Here is a 25,764-nt window from a genome sequence, read left to right on the forward strand (position 1 = left end):
GCGCTAAACTTATGTCCTGTGACTGACGCATCGAAAACCCCAGCTTCTGACGTCCCTGAACAGCTACGCATCCGCCGTGAAAAGCGGCAGCGCATCCTCGAATCCGGCAAGGACGCTTACCCGGTAGAGGTGCCACGCACCCACTCCCTGGCCGAGGTGCGCGCAAAGTGGGCAGTGAAGAAGACTGACGGTGAAGCTGAAGAGCAGCCGGTTGAGGCAGAGGGCGTCACCTACCTCGCCGCAGGCGACGAAACCCAGGACGTAGTGAGCGTGACCGGGCGCCTGATCTTCATGCGCAACACGGGCAAGCTGTGCTTCGCCACCCTGCAGGATGGCGACGGGACGCAGCTGCAGGCCATGCTTTCTCTGGCGGAGGTTGGCGAGGACGCACTCGCGGCTTGGAAGTCCGACGTGGACCTTGGCGACTTCATCGGCGTAACTGGTCGCGTGATCGCCTCCCGCCGCGGTGAGCTGTCCGTCATGGCCAGCGAGTGGGTTATGGCCGCGAAGTCCCTGCGTCCGCTGCCGGTTGCCTTCGCTGAAATGAACGAAGAGACGCGTGTGCGCCAGCGCTACAACGACCTGATCGTGCGCGAAGAAGCTCGCAAGAACGCGATGACTCGCGTGAAGGTTATCCGCGCGCTGCGCGACTACATGGAGGGCGAGGGCTTCGTAGAGATCGAAACCCCAATGCTGCAGACCCTGCACGGTGGCGCGGCGGCTCGACCGTTCGTCACGCACTCCAACGCGCTGGACATCGACCTTTACCTGCGCATCGCGCCGGAGCTGTTCCTGAAGCGCGCCGTGGTGGGCGGTATTGACCGCGTCTTCGAGATCAACCGCAACTTCCGTAACGAGGGTGTGGACAAGTCCCACTCCCCGGAGTTCGCAATGCTGGAGACCTACGCAGCATGGGGCGACTACGACGACTGCGCGCGTACCACCCGCGAATCCATTCAGTACATCGTGGACCAGCTGACCAAGGGCACCGACCTAGAGGGCACTGGCAAGGTGCGCCTCGCCGACGGCACCGAGTACGACTTCGGTGGGGAGTGGAAGGAAATCGAGATGTACCCCTCGCTGAACGAGGCACTTGCGCGCAAGTACCCCGGCCAGCCAGAGGTGACGATCGACTCCACCGTTGAGGAACTGAAGGAAATCGCCAAGGTTATCGGCCTTGACGTTCCCGCCAAGGGCGGCTGGGGTCACGGAAAACTGGTGGAGGAAATCTGGGAGATCCTGTGCGAGGACCAGCTGGAAGGCCCCATCTTCGTGCGTAACTTCCCGGTCGAGACCTCCCCGCTGACCCGCCAGCACCGCAGCAAGCCAGGTGTGACGGAGAAGTGGGACCTGTACGTCCGCGGCTTCGAGCTGGCCACCGGCTACTCCGAGCTGGTGGATCCGGTTATTCAGCGCGAGCGTTTCGAGGATCAGGCACGCCTGGCCGCCAATGGTGACGACGAGGCAATGCGTCTGGACGAAGATTTCCTGGCCGCCATGGAGCAGGGTATGCCGCCGACGGCAGGTACCGGCATGGGTATTGACCGCCTGCTCATGGCCCTGACCGGCCTGGGTATTCGCGAAACCGTACTCTTCCCGATCGTGAAGCCAGAGCGCGACAACTAGTCGAGCGGCATACCTAGTAACTAATACAGACGCTAGGGATCCCCTCGGGTGGTACCCGTGGCGACCACCCGACTAGCGTTGCCGTTCAGCGCAAAAGGTGCACAATCGTGCACCTTTTTTCGTATTCGGGTGTAATTCAGGACGCCAATTGCCCCAAAGTGTGACGCGCGCCATTAGAGTGGTTTACGCTACATACATAATTATCCGCACATGCAGATATTTGATTTGCGCTGACAACCAGTGAAAGGTGGCCGCACGAAATGAGCGACCGAAGCAAGCGTGCCGATTCAACTCCTGGCCTGAACAACATCAAGCGAGATGCAATCGGCACGGTTATGGGAGTCCTGACGAAGTTCACAGGCTCCGACCTGGCAGAGAAGTACGGCCTCGGCAAGAAGGTCGACCGCGTTGCCTATCAGTCCACTAAGACCGGTATGCGCACCCTCGGTGCCGTGAACCGCCAGTTCAAGAAGATCAAGGGCTCTGGCAAGCCGGTTCGTCTGGCAAACCAGACCACCGACGAGAACAACCAGCCCGTCCCGACTGAGGCGCCGGCACCGGGTAAGGCACTGTTTGACCTGACCCCCACCGAGGATCAGGAGATGATCGTCGCCGCAGTACGCGAGTTCGCAGAAGAGCGCCTGCGTCCCACCGGCCACGACCAGAATGAGGCATCCGAGCCTGCCGAGGGTCTGCTCGAAGCAGCCGCCGAGCTGGGCGTTGCCCTGATCAACCTGCCGGAGGAGTATGAAGGCATCGCCTCTGCTTCTGGCGCTACCACCAACGCCCTGATCGCCGAAGCCCTGGCATTCGGCGACATGGGCCAGGCTGTTGCCATCCTGGCGCCGGCTGGTGTGGCGAATGTCATCACCAACTACGGTGACGACTCCCAGCAGAAGACCTACCTGCCGGAGTTCGCTGGCGAATCCGTCCCGGCCTCCGCTGTGGTCGTCTCTGAGTCCCGCCCGCTGTTCGACCCCTTCACCTTGCAGACCACCGCCGTCCGCGAGGGCGATGACATCGTTATCAACGGCGTCAAGACCATGGTTCCGAACGCAGGCAAGGCTGAGCTGTTCATCATCGCCGTCAACCTGGACGGTGAAAACACCTTCGTCATCGTCGAGTCCGATACCGAGGGTCTCGTTGTCGAGGCTGACCCGTCCATGGGTCTGCGCGGCGCTGCCCTGGGGCGCGTTCTGCTGAAGGACGTCCGCGTTCCCGCCAGCCAGCTGCTGGGCGGCAAGGACTTGTCCGCTGAAGAGCGCAAGGAAAACTACGCGGAGATCATCCGTCGCTCCCGCCTGGGCTGGGCCGCACTGACAGCCGGCACCGGCGAAGCCATCCTGGAGTACACCAAGAAGTACGTCAACGAGCGCGAAGCCTTCGGCGAGCCGATCTCGCACCGTCAAGCCGTAGCCTTCATGGTCGCCAACCTGCGCATCGAGCTCGACGGCCTGCGCCTGATCCTGCTGCGCGGTGTTTCCCGCCTGGACCAGGGCCTCTCCTTCAACCGTGAAGCCGGCCTGGCTCGCCGTTACGCCTCCGACAAGGGCATGGTCATGGGCCTCGACGGCGTGCAGCTGCTGGGTGGCCACGGCTTCACCAAGGAGCACCCGGTCGAGCGCTGGTACCGCGACATGCGCGCCATTGGCATCGCCGAAGGCGTAGTCGTCGTCTAACTCCCGCCACACATTCGAATCGATATCGAATAAGCACTAGGAACTTCAAGGAACCACATCATGATTAATCTGGAACTCCCCAAGCGTTTGAAGGCGGGCCAGAACCAAGCGCACCAGGCCGCCGCCGAAATCTTCCGTCCGATCTCCCGCAAGTACGACCTCGCGGAGCACGAGCGCCCCGTTGAGCTGGACACCATGGCCAGCCTGGTCGAGGGTATGGCAGATGCCGGCCAGGCAATGGCTGGTGCCTCCGGTGGCCGTGGCGATGCCAAGAAGCAAGATAAGGGCGTCAAGAATGGCGGCAACATGGCCTCCATCCTCAACGTCATCGAGACCTGCTGGGGCGACGTCGGACTGACCCTCTCCATCCCTTACCAGGGGCTGGGCAACGCAGCCGTCGCCGCAGTGGCCGACGATGAGCAGCTCGAGCGCTTCGGCAAGATCTGGGCCGCTATGGCCATCACGGAGCCGCAGTTCGGCTCCGACTCCGCAGCCGTTGCCGCCACCGCCAAGCTAGATGGTGACGAGTACGTCCTGAACGGTGAGAAGATCTTCGTCACCGCCGGCGAGCGCTGCACCCACGTTGTCGTCTGGGCATCCGTCGACAAGTCCGCAGGCCGCGCAGCCATCAAGTCTTTCGTCGTCCCGCGCGATACCCCGGGCTTCGAGCTGGTCCGCCTGGAGCACAAGCTGGGCATCCGCTCCTCCGACACCGCGCACTTCATCCTGGATAACGTCCGCATCCCGAAGGAGAACCTGCTGGGCTCCCCGGAGGTGGACACCAAGAAGGGCTTCGGTGGCGTGATGGCCACCTTCGACAACACCCGCCCGATGGTTGCCGCCATGGCCGTTGGTGTTGCTCGCGCCGCGCTGGAAAAGCTGCGCGAGATCCTCACCGATGCTGGTGTGGAGATCAACTACGACGCCCCGGCGTGGAACCAGCCTGCAGCTGCCAGCGAGTACATTCGCCTGGAGAGCGACTGGGAAGCCGCATACCTGATGACGCTGCGCGCCGGCTGGATGGCCGACAACAAGCAGCCGAACAGCAAGGAAGCCTCCGAGTGCAAGGCAAAGGCCGGTCGCATGGCTACCGACCTGACCCTGCGCGCGGTGGAGATGGCCGGAGCTTATGGCTACTCCGAGCGTGACCTGCTGGAGAAGTGGGCTCGCGACTCCAAGATCCTGGACATCTTCGAGGGCACCCAGCAGATTCAGCAGCTGGTTGTTGCACGACGCGAGCTGGGTCTTTCCTCCAAGGAGCTCAAGTAAGAGCCAGCGCTTAAGGCGCCCAGCCTGTTAAAACAGGCGCACCGAGTGATCAACGGGGCCATGGCCTTTACCGACTAGCAATTTGTCGGCATTGGCGATGGCCTCGTTGAGCCATTTAGTGGACCATTCCAGTGCTTGCTCTAAGGAATCGCCTGCCCCCAGCCGCGTGGCCAGGGCAGAGGACAATGAACACCCCGTGCCGTGGGTGTTTTTGGTTTCCACCCGTGGCGAACTGACTTTGTGGGTTGTCCCGGATGGGGCCACGGCAATATTTCCGGCCTCCGACCCGGCGAGATGACCCAGTTTCACGATCACGGTGGTGTCGGTTTTTGTCGCCCACTGCGTCGCGATTTCAACTGCTTCCTGCTCGCTGCTGGCGAGGTCGGTGTTGGTAAGGAGTGCCAGCTCGGGGAGATTCGGCGTCACCACAGAAGAAGCAGCAGCAAAGTCCCGCAGTGCGTCCTCGGCATCGGCAGTGAGCAGCCGATCGCCGGAGGAGGCTACAGCCACGGGATCCAACACCGTAGTGACATGGTGTTTCTGCAGGTAATCGCGCACAGCCTGAATAGTTGCTGTATCGCCAAGCATTCCGATCTTTACGGCATCAACGGCGACGTCTTCAAAGACGCAATCGAGCTGCGCACGCAGAAAATCCAGCGGGGGAGTGTGGATTTCGCGCACGCCCTGCGTGTTCTGTGCAACGAGTGCGGTGATGACGGACATGCCATAGCCGCCTGCCGCCATGATGGATTTGAGATCGGCCTGCGCGCCGGCTCCACCCGTCGGGTCGGTACCGGCGATGGATAGAACGCGCGGGCGGAGGGGCTGAGATTGTTGCTGGTTCATACCCCTCATTATTGCGCACCCAGGCGCGCACCTGTGTGGGGCGGTGTTTGGAGCCCAGCCCGATTGGTTTTCGCTTAGGTTGGTTTTCGTTTAGGGTTGCGGCAGTTCGCGCGGAACCACCTTGCCCACCGCATTGCGGGGGAGCTTGTCCAGGTAGATGAAGTAGCGCGGCACGCTGTGGCGAGCTAGATGCGCCTTGACCTCTGCCTTTGCTTGCTCCTCAAACTCCGCCTTTTCTGCATCAGTCAGTTCGGCGGCAGTCTTGCCATCCGGTACAACCCACGCGCACAGGGCCTGTCCGAATTCCGGATCCGCCACACCACGCACGGCCGACTCTGCGACGAAGTCCATGGAGTTGACCACATCTTCCGTCTCCTGGGGGAAGACATTCTCTCCGCCGGAAACGATCATGTCGTCACTGCGACCGGAAATAAACAGCAGTCCATCCTGGTAGTAGCCGAGGTCACCAGTGGCGACCATGCCATCGATGATCTCCTTATCGGAGCCGGGGCGGGTATAGCCCTCGAACAGCATGTCGTTCTTGACGAAGATGCGACCGATCTCGCCTTCCGGCAGTTCAGTGCCGTTGTCGTCCAGGATCTTCAGAGTTGTAGCCATGGGCGGCTTGCCGGCGGTGTTGATGTGCTTGCGCAGGTCCTCCGGTGTTGCAATAGAAGCCCAGCTGACCTCGGTGGAGCCGTATAGGTTGTACAGCACATCGCCGAACTTTTTTTGAGTCTCGCGCACAACATTCGGCGGCAGAGCCTCGCCCGATGTGGCGATGATCTTCGTGCCCGGGTTAAATCCCTCCGGCACAACCTCCAACATACGGCGCAACATCGTCGGCACCATGGCAATCGTGTACGGCCGGTTCTTCTCAATCAGCTGGACGGCGCCTTCGGGGGAGAAGCGGCGCTGCATGATCATCGTGTTGCGCAGCGCCAGAGCCAGCTGGATCTGCGCGAAACCCCAGGTGTGGAACATGGGGGCAGAAAGGAACGACGGACGGTGGTGGCGCATCGGAATGCGGCTCATGATGGACGACGCTGGCATGTACGTCTTCGGCTCCGGTCGCCGCGCGCCCTTGGGGGTGCCGGTGGTGCCTGAGGTGAGGATGATGGTGCGGCCCTGGCGCGGACGATTGGGAATAGAGAGGTTCTCCGGCGTGGTACGCAGAACCTCGTTGAGGGACGCCCAGTCTTCGCTACGGGTGGCGTAGTCTCCGCTTGCGATTGCGTCGCGAATATTGGAAGGCTTCTTCAGCGCTTCCTCGGCCTCCCGGGAAAGCCCCAGCGTATCGCCGTTTTCCCAGGCGATGATCACCGGGCAAGCGTCGAAATCCTTCGGCAGCAGCGGCAGGAATTCCTCGTCGATAAAGAGGATGTCGATCTTTTGCTCCTGGATCACGGCCTGGGTCTGTTTTGCCGACGCCCCCGTATTGAAGAGGACAATGTCCGTACCCAGCCGGCCATGCGCGCACAGAGTGAGAATGAACCCGCGGTGGTTGCGGCACAGAACGCCGATGCGATCACGTTCGCGGACGCCGGTGCGGAACAGGGCTTGCGCCAAGGCTGTGGATTGTTCGTGGAGTTCTTGGTACGTCATCGAGCCCGCGTCATCGATAATGGCCGTGTGGTAGGGGTCGCGAGCAGCACCGATGGCAAGTAGGCCGGCAGGAAGGAATGCCCATTGGAAGACTCCCTTGAGAGCCTTGGAAGCGGCGACGGGGCTCATGGAGCCCAGCACTCCGGATTTGAACAGGGGCAGGGTGCCTTTAAGGAGTGTGCCAGCAGTCCCGATGTGATCGGTGAGGGTGGGTTTCGGCAACTGAGCGGCGGCTGCTGCGTTCATTTTTGGGTGACTCTCCTTAGGGGTCTTCCTCAGGCTTGGTGAGCTAGGCTTGGCGAGCTTCAGTGGTCTACATCACTGTAATGTTTAGATACGAAAATGTCTCACTTTGAAAAAATAACTATGAGAACAACATATGTGGGGGCGCGTGTAGAAAGCGGGTGTTGAAGCGGGGTGGTAGGTGCAAATTAGGCTGAGTTGCTGCCGCGCAAGCGCTTATCGAGACGTGCGTTCGCTGACGGCGTACAGCCTAAAATGTGTGGCTAGAATTGTCTGTTGACCTGCTGATACTTGGGTATCTGGGGTGGGGGTGGTGTCGGAATAAAGGAGGAACGGCGCAGAGTTGTACGGAAGGCGATATGAGTTGTCCGCACTCACGGCTAAGGTGGGCAACATTGGCGAATACGCAAGCTACATCTTTTGAAAAAGGGAGCACACCATGTTCGAGAGGTTCACGGATCGCGCGCGCCGCGTCGTTGTGTTGGCGCAGGAGGAAGCACGCGCGCTTAACCACAACTACATCGGCACTGAGCACATCCTGCTCGGCCTGATCCAGGAAGGCGAGGGTGTAGCGGCCAAGGCTTTGGAATCCATGGGGATCTCCCTGGATGCCGTGCGCACCGAAGTAAAGGACATCATCGGCACCGGTGGTCACCCGCCGAGCGGCTACATTCCTTTCACTCCGCGCGCCAAGAAGGTGCTGGAACTTGCACTGCGCGAAGCGCTGCAGCTGGGCCACAAGTACATCGGTACCGAGCACATTCTGCTCGGCCTAATCCGCGAGGGTGAGGGCGTGGCTGCCCAGGTGCTGGTGAAGCTCGGCGCTGATCTCTCCCGCGTGCGCCAGCAGGTCATCCAGCTGCTCAGCGGTTACGAGGGGAACGACGAGGACAACGGCGGTGGCGAGCCTGCCACCGCCGGAGTTGGCAGTAGCGCTGATGGCGCACCGAGCCGACCCGGACAGAAGTCCAACTCCCTCGTACTGGATCAGTTTGGCCGCAACCTCACCCAGGCAGCCAAGGATGGCAAGCTCGACCCGGTCGTTGGTCGTGAAAACGAGATCGAGCGCGTGATGCAGGTTCTGTCCCGCCGCGCCAAGAACAACCCGGTGCTGATCGGTGAGCCCGGTGTGGGTAAGACCGCTGTGGTTGAAGGCTTGGCGCTGGACATCGTCAACGGCAAGGTGCCGGAGACGCTGAAGGATAAGCAGCTGTACTCCCTGGATCTGGGTTCCCTGGTGGCGGGTTCCCGCTACCGCGGTGACTTCGAGGAACGCCTGAAGAAGGTGCTCAAGGAGATCAACCAGCGCGGCGACATCATCCTGTTTATCGACGAGATCCACACCCTCGTCGGCGCGGGTGCTGCCGAGGGTGCGATCGACGCAGCCAGCATTCTGAAGCCGAAGCTGGCCCGTGGCGAGCTGCAGACCATCGGCGCGACCACCCTGGATGAATACCGCAAGCACATCGAGAAGGACGCTGCCCTGGAGCGCCGCTTCCAGCCGGTACAGGTACCAGAGCCTTCCGTCGAGCTGACCGTAAAGATCCTGAAGGGCCTGCGCGACCGCTACGAGGCACACCACCGTGTATCGATCACCGATGGCGCACTGACCGCCGCAGCTCAGCTGGCAGATCGCTACATCAACGACCGGTTCCTGCCGGATAAGGCCGTGGACTTGATCGACGAGGCGGGTGCACGTATGCGCATCAAGCGCATGACTGCCCCGAAGTCGATCCAGGAGGTCGACGACAAGATTGCCGAGGTACGCCGTAAGAAGGAAGCGGCTATCGACGAGCAGGACTTCGAGAAGGCAGCAGCTTTGCGTGATGATGAGCGCAAGCTGGGCGAAGAGCGCGCCGAGAAGGAAAAGGCATGGCGTGCAGGCGAACTGGACGAGGTTGCCGAAGTCGGCGAAGAGCAAATCGCCGAGGTCATGGGCACCTGGACCGGCATCCCTGTCTTCAAGCTGACGGAGGAGGAATCCACCCGTCTGCTGCATATGGAAGACGAGCTGCACAAGCGCATCATCGGCCAGGACGATGCCGTCAAGGCTGTCTCTCGTGCGATCCGCCGTACCCGCGCCGGGCTAAAGGATCCGAAGCGTCCGTCTGGTTCGTTCATCTTCGCCGGCCCGTCCGGTGTGGGTAAGACCGAGCTGTCGAAGGCTCTGGCCGAGTTCCTATTCGGTGACGACGACGCACTGATCCAGATCGACATGGGCGAGTTCCATGACAAGTTCACGGCCTCCCGCCTGTTCGGTGCCCCTCCGGGATATGTCGGCTACGACGAGGGTGGCCAGCTGACCGAGAAGGTTCGCCGCAAGCCGTTCTCCGTGGTGCTCTTCGATGAGATTGAAAAGGCACACACCGAGATCTACAACACCCTGCTGCAGGTGCTGGAAGATGGTCGCCTGACAGATGGCCAGGGGCGCATGGTGGACTTCAAGAACACCGTTCTGATCTTCACCTCCAACCTGGGTACCAGGGACATCTCGAAGGCTGTGGGCATGGGCTTTAGCTCCTCCGGTGAGGCCGACGAGGACACTCAATACGAGCGGATGAAGCAGAAGGTCGACGACGAGCTGAAGAAGCACTTCCGCCCAGAGTTCCTGAACCGTATCGACGACATCGTGGTCTTCCACCAGCTGACCCGCGAGCAGATCGTGCAGATGGTCGACCTACTGCTGGGGCGCGTACGCACTGCGCTGCAGCAGAAGGATATGGATCTGGAGCTCACCGAGCAGGCGAAGTCCCTGCTGGCCAAGCGCGGCTTCGACCCGGTTCTGGGTGCCCGTCCACTGCGTCGCACCATTCAGCGCGAGATCGAAGATCAGCTGTCCGAGAAGATCCTGTTCGGCGAGATCGGAGCAGGCGAGATCGTCACCGTGGACGTCGAGAACTGGGACGGCGAATCCAAGGGCGACGATGCGAAGTTCGTGTTCGGCACCAAGCCCAAGCCTCTGCCAGAGGTTGGCGAGGATGAAGTTGCCGACGAGGCACAGGAAGCTGTGTCTGTCGCCGCTGAGGGCAGTGTGCCGGAGGATAAGGATTTTGACGCCGCCGAATCCGGCGACGATTGGGATCAGAAAGGCTAACGAAAAGCCAGCCTAGGCCTCATAAAAAGCGGCCTAGGCCTTGTTAAATGGAACTGGCCGACCGTGGATCACGTTATCCAACCAGTCCAGAGCCGGTACCAGGTTCGTTAGCATTGGCAGCATGTGATCGCCCAGCGGCACGGTGTGGGGGAGGGTGTGCTCCACGTAGTTCACCTTCGTGCCGCCCTTTGCCCACTGGCGTGCCATGCGTCGGCTCTGCTCTACCGGGATCGTGTCGTCGTTTGTGCCATGGCCGACGTACACAGGAACCTGAGGCGGGCGGTTACCGATGCGTTGGGCGTCAACAAGCTTCTTAAATGGCTGCTCCTGCAATAGCTCCGTCAGTGACTCGCCGGACTTCGTCAGGGTGCGGGTGTCCGTGTACGCGTGACGCAGAAGTGATTCGGGAAGGCATTCGCTCGCGGTCTGGCGCACAAACTCCTTGCCCTTATCATTCATATGCTCTTCGACGGTGCCGCGGATCTCTGGGTTGGAGATCAAAAATCCGTTGAGGGTGTATCCGAGTGCGGCGGCCAGCGGGCCATTATCGATGGCTACCGACGTGGTATGCAGATCCGCAGGCACACCGCCTGCATAGCCGGCCTTCAGGTTAATCTCCGGGGCATAGGTGGGAGCCAGCTCCAGTGCTGCAGCAGACGAGCCGCCACCCTGGGAATAGCCCCACAGGGCAACCGGTGCGGACTGTGGAACTCGCTGCAGGTTCTTCGCCGCGCGAGCCATATCTAGGGTGGCATTTCCCTGATCCACACGGTTCATATATGTGTGCTGGGCAGGTGTACCCAGGCCATTTAAGTCAGTGAGAGCCACAGCCCAACCGCGGGAGAGGGCTGCTGCAACGGGAGCGGCTTCGTATTCCAAACCCATCGACAGTAGCTTGCCTGGGGCACACGCATCACCGCTGCCCTGGGTGCCTGGCGCGACTACCAGTAACGGGCGCTCACCACCGCCGGTGTAGGGCGCGCGGGGGACCAAAACTGTGCCAGTCACAGGAACTGTCTCGCCCCGGGAGTTGGTGGAAACATAAGCCACGCGCTGGGCTTCGCTATTCGTCCAGTCGACAAAGGGGATGCCCAAGGCGAAATTGCTCGGGGCAGTTTTCAGGATTTCTCCCGGCTTGCCTTTTACCTGGAGCGGCAGGGAGGAGTAGAAGCTGTCTGGATCGTAGTTCGGCAGGGAACCGACGGCGGACTTGCCACTGCCTGTTGCCGCAGCTTTGGAGAGCGAGCCGTCGACAGAACCATAAAAGCCGCCCGGCGCAGGGGCGGCGACCGCTGGGGCTGCAGCAGCGGAAACTCCGGCGACAGGCAGGAGAGCTGCACAGGTTACGGAGAGAAAACGGGAACTTAGGGAGCTAATAAAACGGTTGGAACCGGGGCGAGAAAACGTCATAGAAAAATCCTAAACGCTTCAACGGCCCTAAGTGTTAGGTTGCGCTAGTTAGATGTTCCAAACGGGGTTAAGTGGTGCTTTTAGTGGTTTCGGTAGCGTCGTCTACTTGCTCGTCATCCGCGTTATCCACATTGGCGGTGAAAGGATCCAGTGCCTCAAGGTCGACCTCTTGATCCTCGTCGTTGGGTACCTTGCGGCTCAAGTCGATAGCCAAGCCAATGGCAGTGAAGACGATGGTGGGTAGCAGCCAACCCATGCCAGCATCCATCAATGGAACCCAGCTCAGTGCATTTTGCAGCGGCTCGACCGGCACGTTTAGCGCTGCCAGGAAATCGATGAAAGAGAACACGAAAGCCACGGCCACACCAATGCGGTAGGAGAACACCAGCTTGTGCTGACGGCATAGCAGGTGCACATAGGACAGGGTGATGAGCACGATCGCTGGCGGGTAGATTAGGCCGATCACGGGGCCGGAGACGCTCAGAATCTTCTCCAGACCAAGGTTTGCAATCGCTAGACCAACAAGTGTGAGGATCGTTGCCCACCAGCGGTAGCTGATCGCCGGAACCAGTTCGTGGAAGAACGTGGAAGTTGCCGCGGTCAGACCAACGACGGTGGTGATGCAGGCCAGCAGCACGATCAGGGAGAACACAATCTCGCCGGTTTCGCCCATAGTCAGGTGTGCAGCGGAGCTCAGGATAGCCGCGCCGTCGCTGTAGGTTTCCTTGTCGGGCATGCGGGCACCGACCAGTCCGAGACCTAGGTAGACCATCATCAGGAAGAATCCTGCGGTGAAAGCGGCAATACCGGAGAGCTTGACGATTCGCTTGTGATCGGTCTCGCCCTTTTGGCTAAAAGAGCTCACAACGATCAGCGCAAACGCAAGGGCACCGATGGAATCCATCGTGAAGTAGCCCTGAGAAATACCGTTGACTAGGGGATTAGAGGAATATGCCTCGGTCGCAGGAATGCTCGGGTCATGCAGCTTCTGTAGGCCAACTACAGCCAGCACTGCCAGCAGGATCAGCAGTACTGGGGTGAGGGCCTTACCCAGAGTGTCCACAACCTTGCCAGGCCACAGCGTCAACAGGTAACAGACCAGGAAGAAAGCGAATGTGCCAGCCAAGCGCCACCAGCCACCCGTGAGGTCAAAGGTGGACTCGATGCCCAGCTCGTAGCCGATCGCCGCTGCACGCGGCACGGCGTAGAGCGCGCCGATGGACAGGTAAGCCACGATGGAGAAAATGAGGCCGAACACGGCGCCGGCGCGGGAGGCTAGGTCGCGGACACCGGTTCCGGAAATCGCGATAGCGATAACCGTCAGCACTGGCATCAAGACGCCGGTGAGGAGGAAGCCAATCATGGCGGGCGTGAAGTGCTCACCGGATTCCACGCCAAGCATCGGAGGGAAGATGAGGTTGCCGGCACCGAAGAACATGGAGAACAACATGAGGCCCACGGCCACGACGGTTCCCGTCGTTTTCGGACGCTTCGAAGTCGAGGTTGTTGAAGTCGACATAGAACATTCCTAAATGTGATTTGGGTAACGTATATCACTCTAATGCACATTCGTGTACAAAAGCTAAGTCGCACTAGCCCCGTCCGTCACCACCTAGTGAGGCAGGTGGTATTTGCCCTCGTTGTAATCCAAGAGCCCGTCGACGAGTAGCGATTGCAAAGCTCGCTCTCGTTGTTCCTGCTCAGGCCATAGGAGGTCTATTTCTTGTTTAGTGACGCCCCCTTCTCCTGCTTCCCGCAGTAGCCCCATAATCTTTCCGCGCACTTGGCGATCCGTTCCCTCAAACTTCTGCACCCGTCGGGCAGCTGCTGTCGCTTCAGCCTCAGTGGGCTGGGGCTTGCCTGCATTCACCCACGCACAGTCATCGATGACAGGGCAGCGGTCGCACGCTGGGTTTTTCGCTGTGCAGACCAGGGCGCCTAGTTCCATGAGGGCAGCACACATCAGGTTTGCATCGTCGGTCACAGAATCTGTGGCGGAAGGCTGAGAGTGTGGCGAGTGGGGGAGTTGGCGTCCAACCAAACGAGGGTCCGGATCCACATACGGCAGCAACGATGCCACATCCGCCAGATCCCGCGCCCGCGCGGGACCTTGCAAGAACCGTCCATCGACGAGGCGACGGTAGACGCGCCGAACATTCGTATCGACCACGGGCACGGCCTGGCCGAAAGCGAAAGCGGCGACAGCGCGTGCGGTGTAACTTCCGATGCCGGGCAGGGCCTCCAGCTCGGCGATGCGGCGGGGGACCTCTCCACCGTGGCGCTCCACACAGGCGATAGCGCACTCGCGTAGGCGCAAGGCGCGCCGGGGATATCCCAGGTTAGCCCACTTTTTCAGAACCTCTGCCTTCGGCGCCTCCGCTAGATCCGCCGGGGTGGGCCAGCGTTCCAACCAGGCTTGCCACAAAGGAATCACACGGGCGACAGGCGTTTGCTGACTCATCACTTCGCTGAGCAGGATCGCCCATGGGGTTGTGTCTGGGTGGCGCCACGGCAAGTCGCGGGCATGGCGGGCGTACCAGTTATTGAGTTTGCTGGGTAGCCCTTCTGAGTGCCGGAGGCAACGTTGAGACGAGTCGGTATGTGGGGAGTTCATTGCACGAATCACTGTAGCGCGATGCACAATGGAGGCATGACTTCGAGCCATCACAAGACCCCGCAGCAGGCTTGGGACAGTCTGCGGGAGGGCAACCAAAGATTTATGCGTGGCGAATCCGACCACCCACACCAGGATCTCAGCCGGCGTATTACGCTGCAGGCTGGACAGAAGCCGCAGGCTGTGGTGTTGGCGTGTTCCGATTCGCGAGCGCCGGTGGAGATCCTCTTTGACCAGGGTCTCGGTGACGTTTTCGTGATCCGTACTGCCGGGGAGATCACCGATCTGTCGGTGCTGGCTTCACTGGAATTCGCAGTGGATTCCCTGGAGGTTCCACTGGTCGTTGTGTTGGGTCACGAAAAATGCGGTGCGGTTGCCGCGGCCTCTCGGGCATTACATGGTGGCGATATGCCGGCAGGCTTCCAGCGCGTGCTGGTGGAAAAAGTGACCCCCTCGTTGCTGTCGGCGAAGAAGCGCGGCATGGAAAGCAGTGAGGATTTCGAGCGTAACCATGTGGCGGAGATTGCGGATCACATTGTGGACCGTTCGCCGGAAATTCAGGCACACTTGGCTGATGGACGATGCGCTGTGGTGGGATTGCGCTACCGGCTTTCGGATGGGCTGGCGGAGCCACTTGTCAGCTATGGGCTGGACATCGAGGGCGCGCAGCGAGTGCACTGATTTGCACGAGCACTGATTTGCGTGAGCACTGTGTCTATCCGCCTCCTTTTGGCAGCAAGCATTTAGCATTGATTTTGTGACTGATGCAGACAATAGGCGCCCATTGCCACGCGAAGTGTATATCCGCCGCCGTATTGCCGCGGTGGTGATTCTGGTCGTTGTGATCGGTGTGATCTGGGGTCTGATCAGCCTGTTCAGTGGGGGTGAGGAACCCGAAAATGCCGCTACAAGTGAGTCGGCTGCCACGACGTCCGAGCAGCAGGACATGACCAGCCCACCGGAACCGCCGAAGGGGGCGGATTCCAGTGAGTCCAAGGACGCGAAGGCGTCCGAAAGTAAGACCGAGGAGTCTACGACCGAAGAGAACAAGGACGAGAAGAAAAAGGATTCTTGCTCTTTGGCTGATTTGAAGGTCACCGCTCGTCCGGGCGCGCCGACGTTTAACGCGGATCAGCAGCCGAATTTCTTCGTCAAGATCGAGAACCCGACGAATGCGGATTGCGACATCAACTTTGATGATGCGCCGCTGAAGTTTGAGGTCTTCACCATGGGTAACTACCAGCGCGTGTGGGGCGATATCGATTGCAACGCACCGGAAGTTGTTGGTGAGACCAAGGTCAAGGCGGGCGAGTCTCTGAACTACGAGATGGCCGCATGGTCTCGCACTACGTCCGCGCCTAACAAGTGTGAGGATCGCCAGCCGGTAGGCCCAGGCAGCTATCTGCTGTATGCGCACGTTGGCAACAACACGTCCGAGCCAGCCTCGTTTAACTTGCAGTAGACCGTTAACCGCCGGGGGCAACGAGGCAGAAATTAACTGCCTCGCAGAGGGTAGAAACCTCCTTTACCTGCATCCCCTTCGGTGCCTCGAAGTGGCAGTTCTTCGGCACCAGGGCTGTGCTGAAACCAAGGCGATAGGCTTCGGCCAATCTTTGGGTGAGCTGCGGAATACGCCGTACCTCACCGCCCAAGCCAACTTCTCCTAGAGCCACCAGCCCCAACGGTAGTGGCGTGCGTTTTGCCGTGGAGGCCAATGCCAGCCCCGTAGCCAAATCCGCCGACGGCTCCAGAATTTTCATGCCACCAACCGTCGCGGCGTAGACCTCCTTATCCGCCAGAGCTAGTCCGCAGCGTTCGGAGAGCACTGCCAGTACCATCGATACTCGCGAGGCATCCATGCCTGTGACATAGCGCTTGGGATTCTTAAACTCGCTGTTGAGCGCCAAGGTTTGCAGCTCACCCACCATGGCTCTGCGGCCGTCCATAACCACTGTTACTGCAGTACCGGTCACGGACTCGGTGCGGTGATGGAGGAATAAACCGCTGGGGTCGGAGACCTCCTGGATGCCATGGGCAGTCTGCTCGAAACAGCCGACCTCGTCCGTAGCTCCGAAGCGGTTCTTAATACCCCGCAGGAAACGCATGGAGGAGTGCTTGTCGCCCTCGAAGTTCAACACGACGTCTACCAGATGCTCAATGGTGCGCGGACCTGCAACCGTTCCTTCCTTCGTTACATGGCCTACGGCAATCACAGGGGTACCGGACATTTTCGCCAATGTGGTCAGGGTGCTCGTGACGGCACGGGTCTGCGCTACGCCGCCGGCGACACCTTCTACGCCAGTGGCCTGCATTGTCTGCAAGGAGTCGACGATGATGAGCTCCGGGGCGAGTGCGTCTATCTGTGCAAGTCCGTTTTCCAGGTCATTTTCACTGGCAAGATAGAGATTGTCGTGTAAAGCCCCAGTGCGCTCTGCACGGTGACGCACTTGTCCGACGGATTCCTCCGCTGTGAGGATCAGTACCGTGTGCCCCTTCTTGGCCCAGGCAGCGGCAACCTCCAACAAAAGGGTGGATTTACCCACGCCGGGTTCACCTGCTAAGAGCACTGCGCTGCCGGGAACAATGCCACCGCCCAGCACGCGGTCAAGTTCCCCGATACCCGTTGGCCGGTGCTTGGCGATCGTCGGATCCACCTTGGTTATCGGCTGGGCACTTGCTCCTGGAACCAAACCCCCGACCCCGAGTCCGCCGCGGCGTCCAGCGCCACCCTTGCCACCAGACCCAGCTGCTATGCCGGCGAGCCCCATAGCCCCGAGGGCACGCGAATCTCGTTCCTCTAGCGAGCCCCACTCCCCGCACTGTGGGCAGCGTCCCATCCATTTTGAGAGCTGATGATCGCAGGATGTACATTCGAAAACCCGGCTTGCTTTGCTCGACTTACTTGCCATGTTCACAACAATAAACGCCGCCCCGGACAACCAATGTCCAGTAGCGGCGTTTGTTCGATTATGTAGCGACCTATTTGATCGCTCTGCTCGACCTACTTATCGGTCAGGCTGCCGTCCTCGTCGCGGTGCAGCTTGCCCGACTCAGGAACGTATCCGTTCACCGGAGCGTTCAGCTCTACCTCGCCAACATTTATCTTGAAAGTTACCTTCTTGTGTCCGCCGACGTAAACGTCCTGCAGACCCTTGATAGAGGTGGTGGCGTACTTCAGCTGAGCCTGCCCCTTGGTCTCCAGATCCTCCATAGCGAACTTGCCATCGCCAACCAGGGAGCCGCCAGCCGGGATCTCCGCGTTGTTGATTCCGGAGACCTCCTTGCCGTCGACCTTCACGGACTCAATCTTGACGGCCTGACCCTTCTCATCCTCGTTGGTCACGGTGAACTTCAGCGCCAGGGTATTGTCCGGGCCAACCACCACGGAAACGTCCTGCACGTCAGCGTGGCCAGCGTTGCCGTGCGCACCGTTGACGGCGGCCACCTGGCTGGAAGTCTGGGTGATCTGACCTGCGCCACACGCAGACAGTGCGAGCGCGGAACCTGCTGCGACCAGCGCCAGCGCACCACGGGCAAAGGTCGTCTTCAGGGGCTGGGCCTTGAGGGTCTTCACGATGCGTTCCTCCATCTGAGGCATGTCTTAAAGCAGTTGAATAAAAACGTCTGCAACCAGCCTAGCCTGTAGCCCCCCGAGACACCTAGCCAAGGAGCCAATAATGGCTAATTAATGCCCCTTAATGCACAGTTGCTCGGATGCGTATGCCCCGAATGCGGGTAGTGGGGCTGATTGCGGTAGAATTTATCGGGTATTTGCGCACTTATTTCCCAGTGCCCGTCACACCCCCGCCATAGCCCTTCGGAAGGACGTTAGAGGAATATTTATGGAGTTCGCAGTCGGAGATACGGTCGTTTACCCGCACCACGGCGCCGCTGTTATCGAGGGCATCGAGCAGCGGGAGTTCAAGGGGGAAACCGTCGACTACTTGGTGCTGCGTATTAACCAAGGCGACCTGTCCGTTCGCGTGCCGGCGGCAAACGCCGAAAAGGTTGGTGTGCGTGACGTGGTGGGCGAGGAAGGCCTGCGCAAGGTCTTCTCGGTACTGCGCGAGACCGATGTTGAAGAGGCTGGAAACTGGTCCCGCCGATACAAGGCCAACCAGGAGCGCCTGACCAGTGGCGATGTGAACAAGGTGGCCGAGGTTGTGCGCGACCTGTGGCGCCGCGATCAGGACCGCGGCCTGTCTGCAGGTGAGAAGCGCATGCTGGCCAAGGCTCGCCAGATCCTCGTAGGCGAGCTCGCTCTAGCCGAGGGTGTGGACGACAAGAAGACTGATGCGCTGCTGGCTGACATGCAGGCTGCTATTAAGCGCCACCGTGAGGCCGCCGCTGCTGCCCGTGCGGCGGGCGTGGACGAGGATTCCAAGTCCGGTGGCTCCATCGATCTGGACGACGAGCTGGACGGCGAAGACTAAGCCGAGCTAACGCCGTGACAGCGAACGTCTATGCACTTGTCGCCGCTGCCGGTAGCGGCACCCGCCTGGGGTTTGACACCCCGAAAGCTTTCGTAGAGCTCCACGGTCGGTCGTTGCTGGAACGGTCGTTGGACGGCCTGGCGGCGTCCCAAAGTATCGATCAAGCGATTGTGCTGGTCAGCGAGAACATGCGCGACCGCGCCGAGCGCATCATCAGTGATCCCATCAACGTCGCGGAATGGGCCCCCATGACCGTCAGCGTGGAGCTTGGCGGTGGCGAGCGATTCGATTCTGTTTATGCGGGCCTCGTTGCGATCCAACGGCGGTTAAACGCTGCGGGCGAGGCCACCACCGGGCGCTTCGTCGCCGTTCACGATGCCGCGCGTTGCCTCACCCCACCTGCCATGATCGCTGAGGTCGTCGACCGCGCGCGCCGTGGCGTCGCAGAAGGTTCCTGGTATGGGGCGATCCCGGTGTTGCCGGTGGTAGACACTATTAAAGTTATTGACGCCCCCACCTCCGGCCCGCGCGCAGGTCAGACGGTCGTGGAGCAGACCCCAGACCGCGCTAGCCTGCGAGCGGCTGCTACACCGCAGGTATTCGACCTGGAGAAGCTGATCGAGGCCAACGAGCAGTACCTGCGCACCACGGAGATCAGTTCTGCACATGCGGTGGATCGAGTGGGTGCCTCGCCGTTACCGCTGGTAACGGACGATGCCTCGCTGATGGAAATGGCAGGTTTCCCGGTGGTGGCGGTGGACGCGGATCCGCTGGCGATGAAAATCACCACACCCCAGGATTACCGCGTGGCGCAGATGATTCTGGATGGCAGCGAAGGCTAACAACCCGCTCCAGACAAGTAGAACACAAGCAGAGGCGAGAGGCAGACCGTATTGAACACCCCACACATCATTCCCCGCGTAGGTATTGCAACTGACGCTCACCAGGTGCAACCAGGTAAAGACTGCTGGATGGCCTGCCTGCTGTGGGAGGGGCAGGACGGCTGCGAAGGACATTCCGACGGTGACGTGGTGGCGCACGCAGTGGTGGATGCTCTGCTGTCTGCCGCAGGGCTGGGAGATCTGGGTAGTTTCGTCGGTGTGGGGCGCAAAGAGTACGACAACGTCTCCGGCGAACGCCTACTGCGTGAGTGCCGCGAGCTGTTGGAATCTAAGGGCTTCGTGATCGGGAACGCGGCGGTGCAGATGGTGGGGAACCGCCCGAAGATGGGAACCCGGCGTGAGGAGGCCGAGAAGGTGATGGGAGAGCTGATCGGCGCGCCGGTCTCCGTCTCTGCGACCACGACCGATCACATGGGCTTCACCGGCCGCGGTGAGGGTGTGGCGGCTGTGGCGACGGCGGTTGTGTGGCAGGCGCAGAACTAGTTGTTGACAATCCTTTCGCGCCCTCGTAGGTTTGTTCCATCAAACAGAACCCCTGCGCATTAAAGGTTTGGAACTTTCTTGTCGAATAGCTACTCGTTTTCTTTTAGCTACCCGCGCTCCAATGAAGGGGTTGAGGTTCGCTCTCTCGCGTATTCCGCGACGCCGACGGTGATACTGGGAGTAAACGGTGCAGGTAAGACCACGCTCATGAAGCTGCTTGCTGGTCAGCTAACACCGTCTAAAGGCGCTGTGCCGAAATTGGGTCGAGCTGTGTACGTCCCGCAGCATTTCGAAAACATTAATGGGGCGCGCATTGTCGACTATGTTTCCTACGTCGCTTGGCTTAATGGTGCCGGTTGGAGGGAGAGCAAGAGGTCCGCAGCCTATTGGATTGAATTCGTCGGACTGAAAACACACGCACATAAGCAATGCAGCAAGCTTTCTGGTGGGCAGCAAGCTCGCGTGCAAATTGCTACAGCCCTGAACTCTAATGCGGAGCACATTTTGCTGGACGAACCCAGCGCTGCACTCGACCCATTGGCGAAACGGGATCTGCAAGGACTCTATCGATCCATCGTGGAATCGGGTGTTGGTCTTTGGGTTTCTAGCCACCAGCCTTTGGAAGTGGAGAAGCCGTTCGAACATGTACTTGTATTGCATGAGGGCAGAGTTGAATTCCAGGGGCCGATAAGCGATTTTCTACGAGTTGGGCGCGAATCACTGGGGACGGAAAAGTCACATCAATATTCCGACACTGTGAGAAACCTTGCGAAGGCGTTTTCAAGGAACGGTGGTCATGACGAGGATTAACGCTCTCAATGTTGCTTTAGTGCTCGCGGCTTCTGTGCTTGGTTTGGTAAGCGTTGCGTTGAACACCAACCCGGTGCTTACGCAGGACAACGCGGTCTCCAACAGTTTGGCTCTCTACTATGCGTTGGGGCCAATTCTGGGGTTTATCGGAGCCAAAGAGATGGCACGGTTCCGTTCTTTCCTTGAGTCTCGCGGCTCTGTACAGGATGTTTTTAGAGTCTGGCTCCGTTCTTTGGCACTGCCACTATTGCTCGCGGTGGTTGTGGTGCTGGCTTACCTCATTGTGCAGCTGGCGGATATCAGCTACGTAGAGTCCGCAAGGTCGCTTGTTCTGGGGCTGGCCTTCATCGCTCTTCACGGCGTGGCATGGCTGAGCTTGGGGGCGACTTTAGGACTGTACCTACCAGCAATTGTGTCGATCGCTGTCGGCCTGCTTCTTCCTTTTATCCTGGTCGCTTATCCTATATCGCTCTCAAACGTGGCGTGGCGACAAATGTTCGGACAGTCGTTCGGCTCTTGTTGCCAGGTCTCACAGAGTGTGGACCCGATTCTGTGGAAGGCTTCGGCGCTGGTGTTGGGGGCTATATGCGTTTGTTCGTTGCTGTTGACCGCGGCTTTTCACGGAAACCGGCTTCGGGGGCTGTTTGTGCGACCTATCCGCGTGGCAGCTGTTGTTCTACTCGGTGTGGGCTGTGGATTAGGCTACGGGATCGCCCAGGACGGAAACTACGATTCCGCGGTGCCTCGCCCCCAAGAGCGTATGATCTGCGACAGAGCATTGTGTTACTGGCGTGAAACCCCACCTGATCAGGTAGGCGCAAATCGCAAGGTGTGGGAAACTTTAGGCGTCACTACCTACAGGCTGATCGACGCCGAACCACAACGGGACGGCGACATCCGGCTCGCCCGTTCGGGGCAACAATCGGAAGTGAAGCACGCGCTACTGTTTGAGCTCCTCAGCAACGAACCTACGCTTAAGAGGGCACCATCGTGTTGGAGTACTCCGCAGGATCCATTATCCGTAGCGGAGGCTCTCCCCGATCTGACGGAAAAGGAACTGGAAAGGGCCACACTGACTCCATCCGGGCAGTGGCGCGGGGTGCATGGCACGAATGAGGGAGTGGACGTGAAGTTCATCCTGGATCGGGCGAACTCCGAGTGCTGGGGGAGATAGTGACTGCCCAGCATCGAGCACAGATCTATTGGCACGGACACTCCGCGACCTACTCGGCGATGCTTCAGATATTCGGTGTCGTGGGTGCCGTACTTTTCGGCACGACCACTATTCCCATTCCCTGGGCTTCGTGGAGTTCGTCCGGTGTCATCCCGTTTAACTTCGTGTTCGCCATAGCCATCGTTAGCTCTGCTGTGATGTACTGGGATAATCGGCTTTCCCAGCTGGAAGAATTGACTGGCCGGCCGTGGGTGGCCTGCGATTGGATTTTCCTGGGCATTTGCCTGGGGGAGTGCGGCGTTGTTGCAATTTTAGGAAACCCGGGGATGCTGCAGTACACGCTTATCGCACTGGGGGTTATCTTCGGTACATGCCTTGTAGCGGACCTGCGCAAAAGTTTCTATGGCTTGTTGCTACTAACCGCTGCGCAGTGCCTGCTCATATCGGTGTTGCCTAGCAAGTACTTGCCATTGTTTTGGTCCCCCAGGACCGACGTGATTGTGATTGCACTGCCCATCTGCCTACTACTTTTCGCGGCTACGCGGAGCTCCATGAAGAAGGCCGAGCCGTGGTTGGATCAGTTCAGCAGTTAATGCGGTTGCAGATTTCTCCGATGCCATCGATCGCGATGCGCACCTCGTCGCCACCGGCCAGGTACTGCGGTGGGGTCATGCCATGGCCGACGCCCTCTGGCGTGCCCGTCACAATGACGTCACCGGGCGCCAACGAGGCGAAGTTGCTGATGTAATCCACCAGATCCTGCGGCTTAAACACTAGGTCGGCAACGCTGTGCTCTTGGCGGAGTTCGCCGTTGACCCAAGTGCGCAGTACCGCCCCTTCCGCAATCGGATCGAAGTGCTCAGCGGGAACCATCCATGGGCCGAAACCACTGGAGCGATCCAGGTTCTTCCCCTGCAGCCACTGCTGGGTGCGATATTGCCAATCGCGCTGGGAGAAGTCATTCATCACGGTATAGCCCGCGATCTGTCCAGCTTCGCCCATGATTACAGCCAGTTCGCCCTCGTAGTCTGCCTGGGCGGAAAGCTCTGGGGGAACAATGACCTCGTCGAAGGGACCCGCCAGGGCGGACGCGTACTTTACGAACAGGGTGGGGTGGTTTGGGATGGGGTGCCCCATCTCCGCAATGTGCTCCCGGTAGTTCAGGCCTACACAAAAAATTTTCCCCGGGTTGGGGACGACAGGCCCTAGCTGCTCGGGGGTGAATTTCACCGTGGGAAGGGCTTCCATTTCGGAATCGCTCAATTGTGCTTTGTATGGGAATTCGGCCAGGAGCTTGCCCTCGCCACCCTCGGCAGAAAAAGACGTGACTGCGATGGGCTGCCAGGCGCCCCGATCGTTCAAGCGGATAGTGGCGAATCTCGGAGCGTTCTGAGCGTTCACTTGGGGCTCCCCTTTCTGCTGTGGCTAGGTGCCCTCCACGATACTGGCATGCAGGGGAAAGGGGCTGTCGGTCCATGCCTATACTGTGGGTGTGACTTTGCGAATTTACGACACTGCCGCCCGCCAGCTCCGCGACTTTGAGCCTCTCCGTGAAGGCCATGCCTCGATCTATTTGTGCGGGGCGACCGTGCAGTCGATCCCGCACATCGGACATGTGCGTAGCGGAGTTGCTTTTGACATTCTGCGCAACTGGCTAGAGGCCAAGGGTCTGGACGTCGCTTTCGTAAGGAACGTCACCGACATTGACGACAAGATCTTGACCAAGGCCGCGGAGAACAACCGCCCGTGGTGGGAGTGGGCCGCCACGCACGAGCGCGCGTTTAACTGGGCTTATGACCAGTTGGGCGTCACCCCACCTTCCATCGAGCCCCGCGCCACAGGGCACGTGCCGCAGATGATCGAGTACATGCAGCGCATCATCGACAACGGCCACGGCTACGCCGCAGACGGCAACGTGTACGCGCAACCCGCGACGATCGATAACTACGGTTTCCTGTCCGGCCAGAAGCTGGATGAGATGGATCAGGGTGAATCCGCGGGTACCGGCAAGCGCGACCCGCGCGACTTCACCATGTGGAAGGCAGCCAAGCCGGGCGAGCCGGCCTGGGATACTCCGTGGGGCCGTGGCCGCCCGGGTTGGCACATCGAGTGCTCCGCGATGGCCACGACCTACCTGGGCAGTGAGTTCGACATTCACTGCGGTGGGTTGGACCTGCAGTTCCCGCACCACGAGAACGAGGCCGCGCAGGCGACGGCAGCGGGGGATGGGTTCGCGCGCTACTGGATGCACAACGGCTGGGTGACGATGTCCGGTGAGAAGATGTCGAAGTCCCTGGGCAACGTGCTTTCTATCCCGAATGTGCTGAAGCTGGTGCGTCCGGTTGAGCTGCGCTACTACCTGGGCAGCGCGCACTACCGTTCGATGCTGGAGTACTCCGAGGCTGCGCTGGGCGAGGCCGCTGCGGGCTACCGCCGCATCGAGAAGTTCCTGGTGCGCGCCATCGAGTTCGTCACCGGAGAGACCGCCGTGGACCCGCAGGCGCTGCCGGTCGGCGAAGTGCCGGCGCGGTTCGCGGAGAAGATGGATGACGACCTGGCCGTACCGCAGTCGTTGGCCGTGATCCACGATATTGTTCGCGAGGGCAACAAGCTACTGGAGGCTAAGCCCACGGACGAGGTAGAGCAGCAGGTCAAGCAGATCGCTGGACAGGTTCGTGCGATGGCTGCCGTGCTGGGTGTGGATCCGCTCAGCGAGACGTGGTTGGAATCCACCAAGGCCGCTGCGGGCGGATCCGACGTGGCGATGGGTGCCCTGGATGTGCTGGTCAAGGCTGAGCTGGAGCGCCGCGCCGAAGCCCGCGCGGCCAAGGACTGGGCCACCGCCGACGAGGTACGCGACCGCCTGGCCGAGGCTGGCGTTGAGGTTACGGATACAGCCGATGGCGCGAAGTGGTCGCTGAAGGGGTAGTTCCATAGACGTACTCGTCGGGCTGTAACTCTGATCCTGGAAGCTCGACCTCGTCGTCATATATTTCTTCGGGTACGAAGTATTCTTCGTCTTTCGACCACATTGGGTTCAGGCCTGGCAAGAACCAAATGGTGGCGGCAGAAACGATGGCAATGATGATGCCGCCCAGTGTTGCGTGCTCCGGCGGGATGTACCAAAAACCGGCCACGATCAGGGCGCCGATGGAGCCGATACATAGGGGGAGGAAGAGGTTCAGATTCAACCTGTTTGCGGTTCTGTATTCGACCCAGTCCTCGCTGGGGAAGCGGCCGCGGGCTTGGGAGCGGATTCGGCGCTGCGTTTTCTGAGAACATACGACGCATGCGATGGCGACTAGTGCCAGCCCGACTCCGGCGATAATAAAGTCGCCGACTACTGCGCCGTATGCCATCACGCCGATCGATACGGTTAGGGCAAAGCGTTCGGTCGCGGAAAGCGGAATTGCCTGGTGGGGGTCTACTTCAGGGTAGAGGTTGGCCAGAGGGGCCGGGGTGTATGCGGTCATCCTTCGTGTCCTTTCTCGGGGGTGAGAGGTGGGGGTGGGAGACGAAGCTAAACACAAGATGCTTCTGTCTCTTAGGCTGACGTCATGATACTTTCAGTTAAGT

The 25,764-nt window shown here is 60.1% G+C and carries 22 protein-coding genes; 13 read left to right on the top strand and 9 right to left on the bottom strand.

Features of this window, described 5'->3' with window-relative positions; all coding sequences use genetic code 11:
- The first annotated feature begins 18 nt into the window (after positions 1-18).
- From lysS to ACUY2T_RS01040, 3 genes are all read left to right on the top strand, one after another.
- Positions 19-1,626: a lysine--tRNA ligase gene (gene lysS, locus ACUY2T_RS01030; protein ID WP_448307025.1), complete on the top strand. Its 1,608-nt coding sequence runs from the start codon at positions 19-21 to the stop codon at positions 1,624-1,626.
- A gap of 260 nt (positions 1,627-1,886) precedes the next feature.
- Positions 1,887-3,305 (top strand): acyl-CoA dehydrogenase family protein, encoded by a 1,419-nt coding sequence (locus ACUY2T_RS01035; RefSeq protein WP_448307027.1) that lies wholly within the window; start codon positions 1,887-1,889, stop codon positions 3,303-3,305.
- Positions 3,306-3,365: 60 nt separating this feature from the next.
- On the top strand, positions 3,366-4,574 hold the full coding sequence (locus tag ACUY2T_RS01040; protein ID WP_448307029.1) for an acyl-CoA dehydrogenase family protein: 1,209 nt from the start codon (positions 3,366-3,368) through the stop codon (positions 4,572-4,574).
- 27 nt (positions 4,575-4,601) lie between these two features.
- Here the strand turns inward: ACUY2T_RS01040 and thiD are convergent, their stop codons facing one another.
- The gene (gene thiD / locus ACUY2T_RS01045; protein ID WP_448307031.1) at positions 4,602-5,420 is read right to left on the bottom strand and encodes a bifunctional hydroxymethylpyrimidine kinase/phosphomethylpyrimidine kinase; all 819 of its coding nucleotides are present in this window, start codon (positions 5,418-5,420) and stop codon (positions 4,602-4,604) included.
- Between the two features lie 90 nt (positions 5,421-5,510).
- On the bottom strand, positions 5,511-7,271 hold the full coding sequence (locus ACUY2T_RS01050) for an AMP-binding protein (protein WP_293791071.1): 1,761 nt from the start codon (positions 7,269-7,271) through the stop codon (positions 5,511-5,513).
- 436 nt (positions 7,272-7,707) lie between these two features.
- On the opposite strand from ACUY2T_RS01050, the gene ACUY2T_RS01055 reads away from it, so the two are divergent.
- Complete coding sequence (locus ACUY2T_RS01055) at positions 7,708-10,362, top strand: ATP-dependent Clp protease ATP-binding subunit (protein ID WP_448307034.1); 2,655 nt, start codon at positions 7,708-7,710, stop codon at positions 10,360-10,362.
- A 33-nt stretch (positions 10,363-10,395) separates the two neighbouring features.
- Here the strand turns inward: ACUY2T_RS01055 and ACUY2T_RS01060 are convergent, their stop codons facing one another.
- The 3 genes from ACUY2T_RS01060 to ACUY2T_RS01070 all read right to left on the bottom strand — a co-directional run bounded on the left by ACUY2T_RS01060 (position 10,396) and on the right by ACUY2T_RS01070 (position 14,386).
- The gene (locus tag ACUY2T_RS01060; RefSeq protein WP_448307036.1) at positions 10,396-11,772 is read right to left on the bottom strand and encodes a lipase family protein; all 1,377 of its coding nucleotides are present in this window, start codon (positions 11,770-11,772) and stop codon (positions 10,396-10,398) included.
- Between the two features lie 67 nt (positions 11,773-11,839).
- Complete coding sequence (brnQ, locus tag ACUY2T_RS01065; protein ID WP_293791074.1) at positions 11,840-13,291, bottom strand: branched-chain amino acid transport system II carrier protein; 1,452 nt, start codon at positions 13,289-13,291, stop codon at positions 11,840-11,842.
- A 93-nt stretch (positions 13,292-13,384) separates the two neighbouring features.
- Positions 13,385-14,386, bottom strand: a complete 1,002-nt coding sequence (locus ACUY2T_RS01070; protein WP_448307038.1) for an A/G-specific adenine glycosylase — start codon at positions 14,384-14,386, stop codon at positions 13,385-13,387.
- A 36-nt stretch (positions 14,387-14,422) separates the two neighbouring features.
- Between ACUY2T_RS01070 and ACUY2T_RS01075 the strand changes: the two genes are divergently transcribed.
- Both ACUY2T_RS01075 and ACUY2T_RS01080 read left to right on the top strand, forming a co-directional pair.
- Positions 14,423-15,067 carry a carbonic anhydrase gene (locus ACUY2T_RS01075; protein ID WP_448307040.1) on the top strand — a complete coding sequence of 215 codons (645 nt, stop codon included), beginning with the start codon at positions 14,423-14,425 and terminating at the stop codon, positions 15,065-15,067.
- Positions 15,068-15,143: 76 nt separating this feature from the next.
- Positions 15,144-15,848 carry a hypothetical protein gene (locus ACUY2T_RS01080; RefSeq protein WP_293791077.1) on the top strand — a complete coding sequence of 235 codons (705 nt, stop codon included), beginning with the start codon at positions 15,144-15,146 and terminating at the stop codon, positions 15,846-15,848.
- Between the two features lie 4 nt (positions 15,849-15,852).
- Here ACUY2T_RS01080 and radA read toward each other — a convergent pair whose 3' ends face one another.
- Positions 15,853-17,295, bottom strand: coding sequence for a DNA repair protein RadA (gene radA, locus ACUY2T_RS01085; RefSeq protein WP_448307043.1), 1,443 nt, complete (start codon positions 17,293-17,295; stop codon positions 15,853-15,855).
- Positions 17,296-17,387: 92 nt separating this feature from the next.
- Entirely contained in the window at positions 17,388-17,960 is a 573-nt protein-coding gene (locus ACUY2T_RS01090) for a hypothetical protein (protein WP_448307045.1), read from the bottom strand.
- Between the two features lie 268 nt (positions 17,961-18,228).
- Here ACUY2T_RS01090 and ACUY2T_RS01095 point away from each other — a divergent pair, with 268 nt between their 5' ends.
- The 6 genes from ACUY2T_RS01095 to ACUY2T_RS01120 all read left to right on the top strand — a co-directional run bounded on the left by ACUY2T_RS01095 (position 18,229) and on the right by ACUY2T_RS01120 (position 22,781).
- Positions 18,229-18,819, top strand: coding sequence for a CarD family transcriptional regulator (locus ACUY2T_RS01095; protein WP_005296776.1), 591 nt, complete (start codon positions 18,229-18,231; stop codon positions 18,817-18,819).
- A 14-nt stretch (positions 18,820-18,833) separates the two neighbouring features.
- Entirely contained in the window at positions 18,834-19,661 is an 828-nt protein-coding gene (locus tag ACUY2T_RS01100; RefSeq protein WP_448307047.1) for an IspD/TarI family cytidylyltransferase, read from the top strand.
- 51 nt (positions 19,662-19,712) lie between these two features.
- Positions 19,713-20,204 (top strand): 2-C-methyl-D-erythritol 2,4-cyclodiphosphate synthase, encoded by a 492-nt coding sequence (gene ispF, locus ACUY2T_RS01105; protein ID WP_034965389.1) that lies wholly within the window; start codon positions 19,713-19,715, stop codon positions 20,202-20,204.
- Between the two features lie 78 nt (positions 20,205-20,282).
- Complete coding sequence (locus ACUY2T_RS01110; protein ID WP_448307050.1) at positions 20,283-21,014, top strand: ATP-binding cassette domain-containing protein; 732 nt, start codon at positions 20,283-20,285, stop codon at positions 21,012-21,014.
- Positions 21,001-22,188: an ABC transporter permease gene (locus ACUY2T_RS01115; protein WP_448307052.1), complete on the top strand. Its 1,188-nt coding sequence runs from the start codon at positions 21,001-21,003 to the stop codon at positions 22,186-22,188. The genes ACUY2T_RS01110 and ACUY2T_RS01115 overlap by 14 nt, the downstream gene beginning before the upstream one ends.
- Entirely contained in the window at positions 22,188-22,781 is a 594-nt protein-coding gene (locus tag ACUY2T_RS01120) for a hypothetical protein (protein WP_448307054.1), read from the top strand. The genes ACUY2T_RS01115 and ACUY2T_RS01120 overlap by 1 nt, the downstream gene beginning before the upstream one ends.
- Here ACUY2T_RS01120 and ACUY2T_RS01125 read toward each other — a convergent pair.
- The gene (locus ACUY2T_RS01125; RefSeq protein WP_448307056.1) at positions 22,771-23,589 is read right to left on the bottom strand and encodes a fumarylacetoacetate hydrolase family protein; all 819 of its coding nucleotides are present in this window, start codon (positions 23,587-23,589) and stop codon (positions 22,771-22,773) included. The two genes, ACUY2T_RS01120 and ACUY2T_RS01125, sit on opposite strands and share 11 nt — an antisense overlap.
- Before the next feature lie 91 nt (positions 23,590-23,680).
- Here ACUY2T_RS01125 and cysS point away from each other — a divergent pair, with 91 nt between their 5' ends.
- Complete coding sequence (cysS, locus tag ACUY2T_RS01130) at positions 23,681-25,117, top strand: cysteine--tRNA ligase (protein WP_448307058.1); 1,437 nt, start codon at positions 23,681-23,683, stop codon at positions 25,115-25,117.
- On the opposite strand, the gene ACUY2T_RS01135 is transcribed toward cysS, so the two are convergent.
- On the bottom strand, positions 25,074-25,661 hold the full coding sequence (locus tag ACUY2T_RS01135) for a hypothetical protein (RefSeq protein WP_034969824.1): 588 nt from the start codon (positions 25,659-25,661) through the stop codon (positions 25,074-25,076). The genes cysS and ACUY2T_RS01135 overlap by 44 nt on opposite strands.
- Between the last annotated feature and the right edge of the window lie 103 nt (positions 25,662-25,764).

It is taken from the genome of Corynebacterium sp. 22-2729, from assembly GCF_053479475.1.

Excerpts from the sequence above, each read along its gene's own strand:
- ACUY2T_RS01035 (WP_448307027.1), top strand. The coding sequence starts at position 1,887 with ATGAGCGACCGAAGCAAGCGTGCCGATTCAACTCCTGGCCTGAACAAC.
- ACUY2T_RS01040 (WP_448307029.1), top strand. The coding sequence starts at position 3,366 with ATGATTAATCTGGAACTCCCCAAGCGTTTGAAGGCGGGCCAGAACCAA.
- thiD (WP_448307031.1), bottom strand. The coding sequence starts at position 5,420 with ATGAACCAGCAACAATCTCAGCCCCTCCGCCCGCGCGTTCTATCCATC.
- ACUY2T_RS01050 (WP_293791071.1), bottom strand. The coding sequence starts at position 7,271 with ATGAACGCAGCAGCCGCCGCTCAGTTGCCGAAACCCACCCTCACCGAT.
- ACUY2T_RS01055 (WP_448307034.1), top strand. The coding sequence starts at position 7,708 with ATGTTCGAGAGGTTCACGGATCGCGCGCGCCGCGTCGTTGTGTTGGCG.
- ACUY2T_RS01060 (WP_448307036.1), bottom strand. The coding sequence starts at position 11,772 with ATGACGTTTTCTCGCCCCGGTTCCAACCGTTTTATTAGCTCCCTAAGT.
- brnQ (WP_293791074.1), bottom strand. The coding sequence starts at position 13,291 with ATGTCGACTTCAACAACCTCGACTTCGAAGCGTCCGAAAACGACGGGA.
- ACUY2T_RS01070 (WP_448307038.1), bottom strand. The coding sequence starts at position 14,386 with ATGAACTCCCCACATACCGACTCGTCTCAACGTTGCCTCCGGCACTCA.
- ACUY2T_RS01075 (WP_448307040.1), top strand. The coding sequence starts at position 14,423 with ATGACTTCGAGCCATCACAAGACCCCGCAGCAGGCTTGGGACAGTCTG.
- radA (WP_448307043.1), bottom strand. The coding sequence starts at position 17,295 with ATGGCAAGTAAGTCGAGCAAAGCAAGCCGGGTTTTCGAATGTACATCC.
- ACUY2T_RS01095 (WP_005296776.1), top strand. The coding sequence starts at position 18,229 with ATGGAGTTCGCAGTCGGAGATACGGTCGTTTACCCGCACCACGGCGCC.
- ACUY2T_RS01115 (WP_448307052.1), top strand. The coding sequence starts at position 21,001 with ATGACGAGGATTAACGCTCTCAATGTTGCTTTAGTGCTCGCGGCTTCT.
- ACUY2T_RS01135 (WP_034969824.1), bottom strand. The coding sequence starts at position 25,661 with ATGACCGCATACACCCCGGCCCCTCTGGCCAACCTCTACCCTGAAGTA.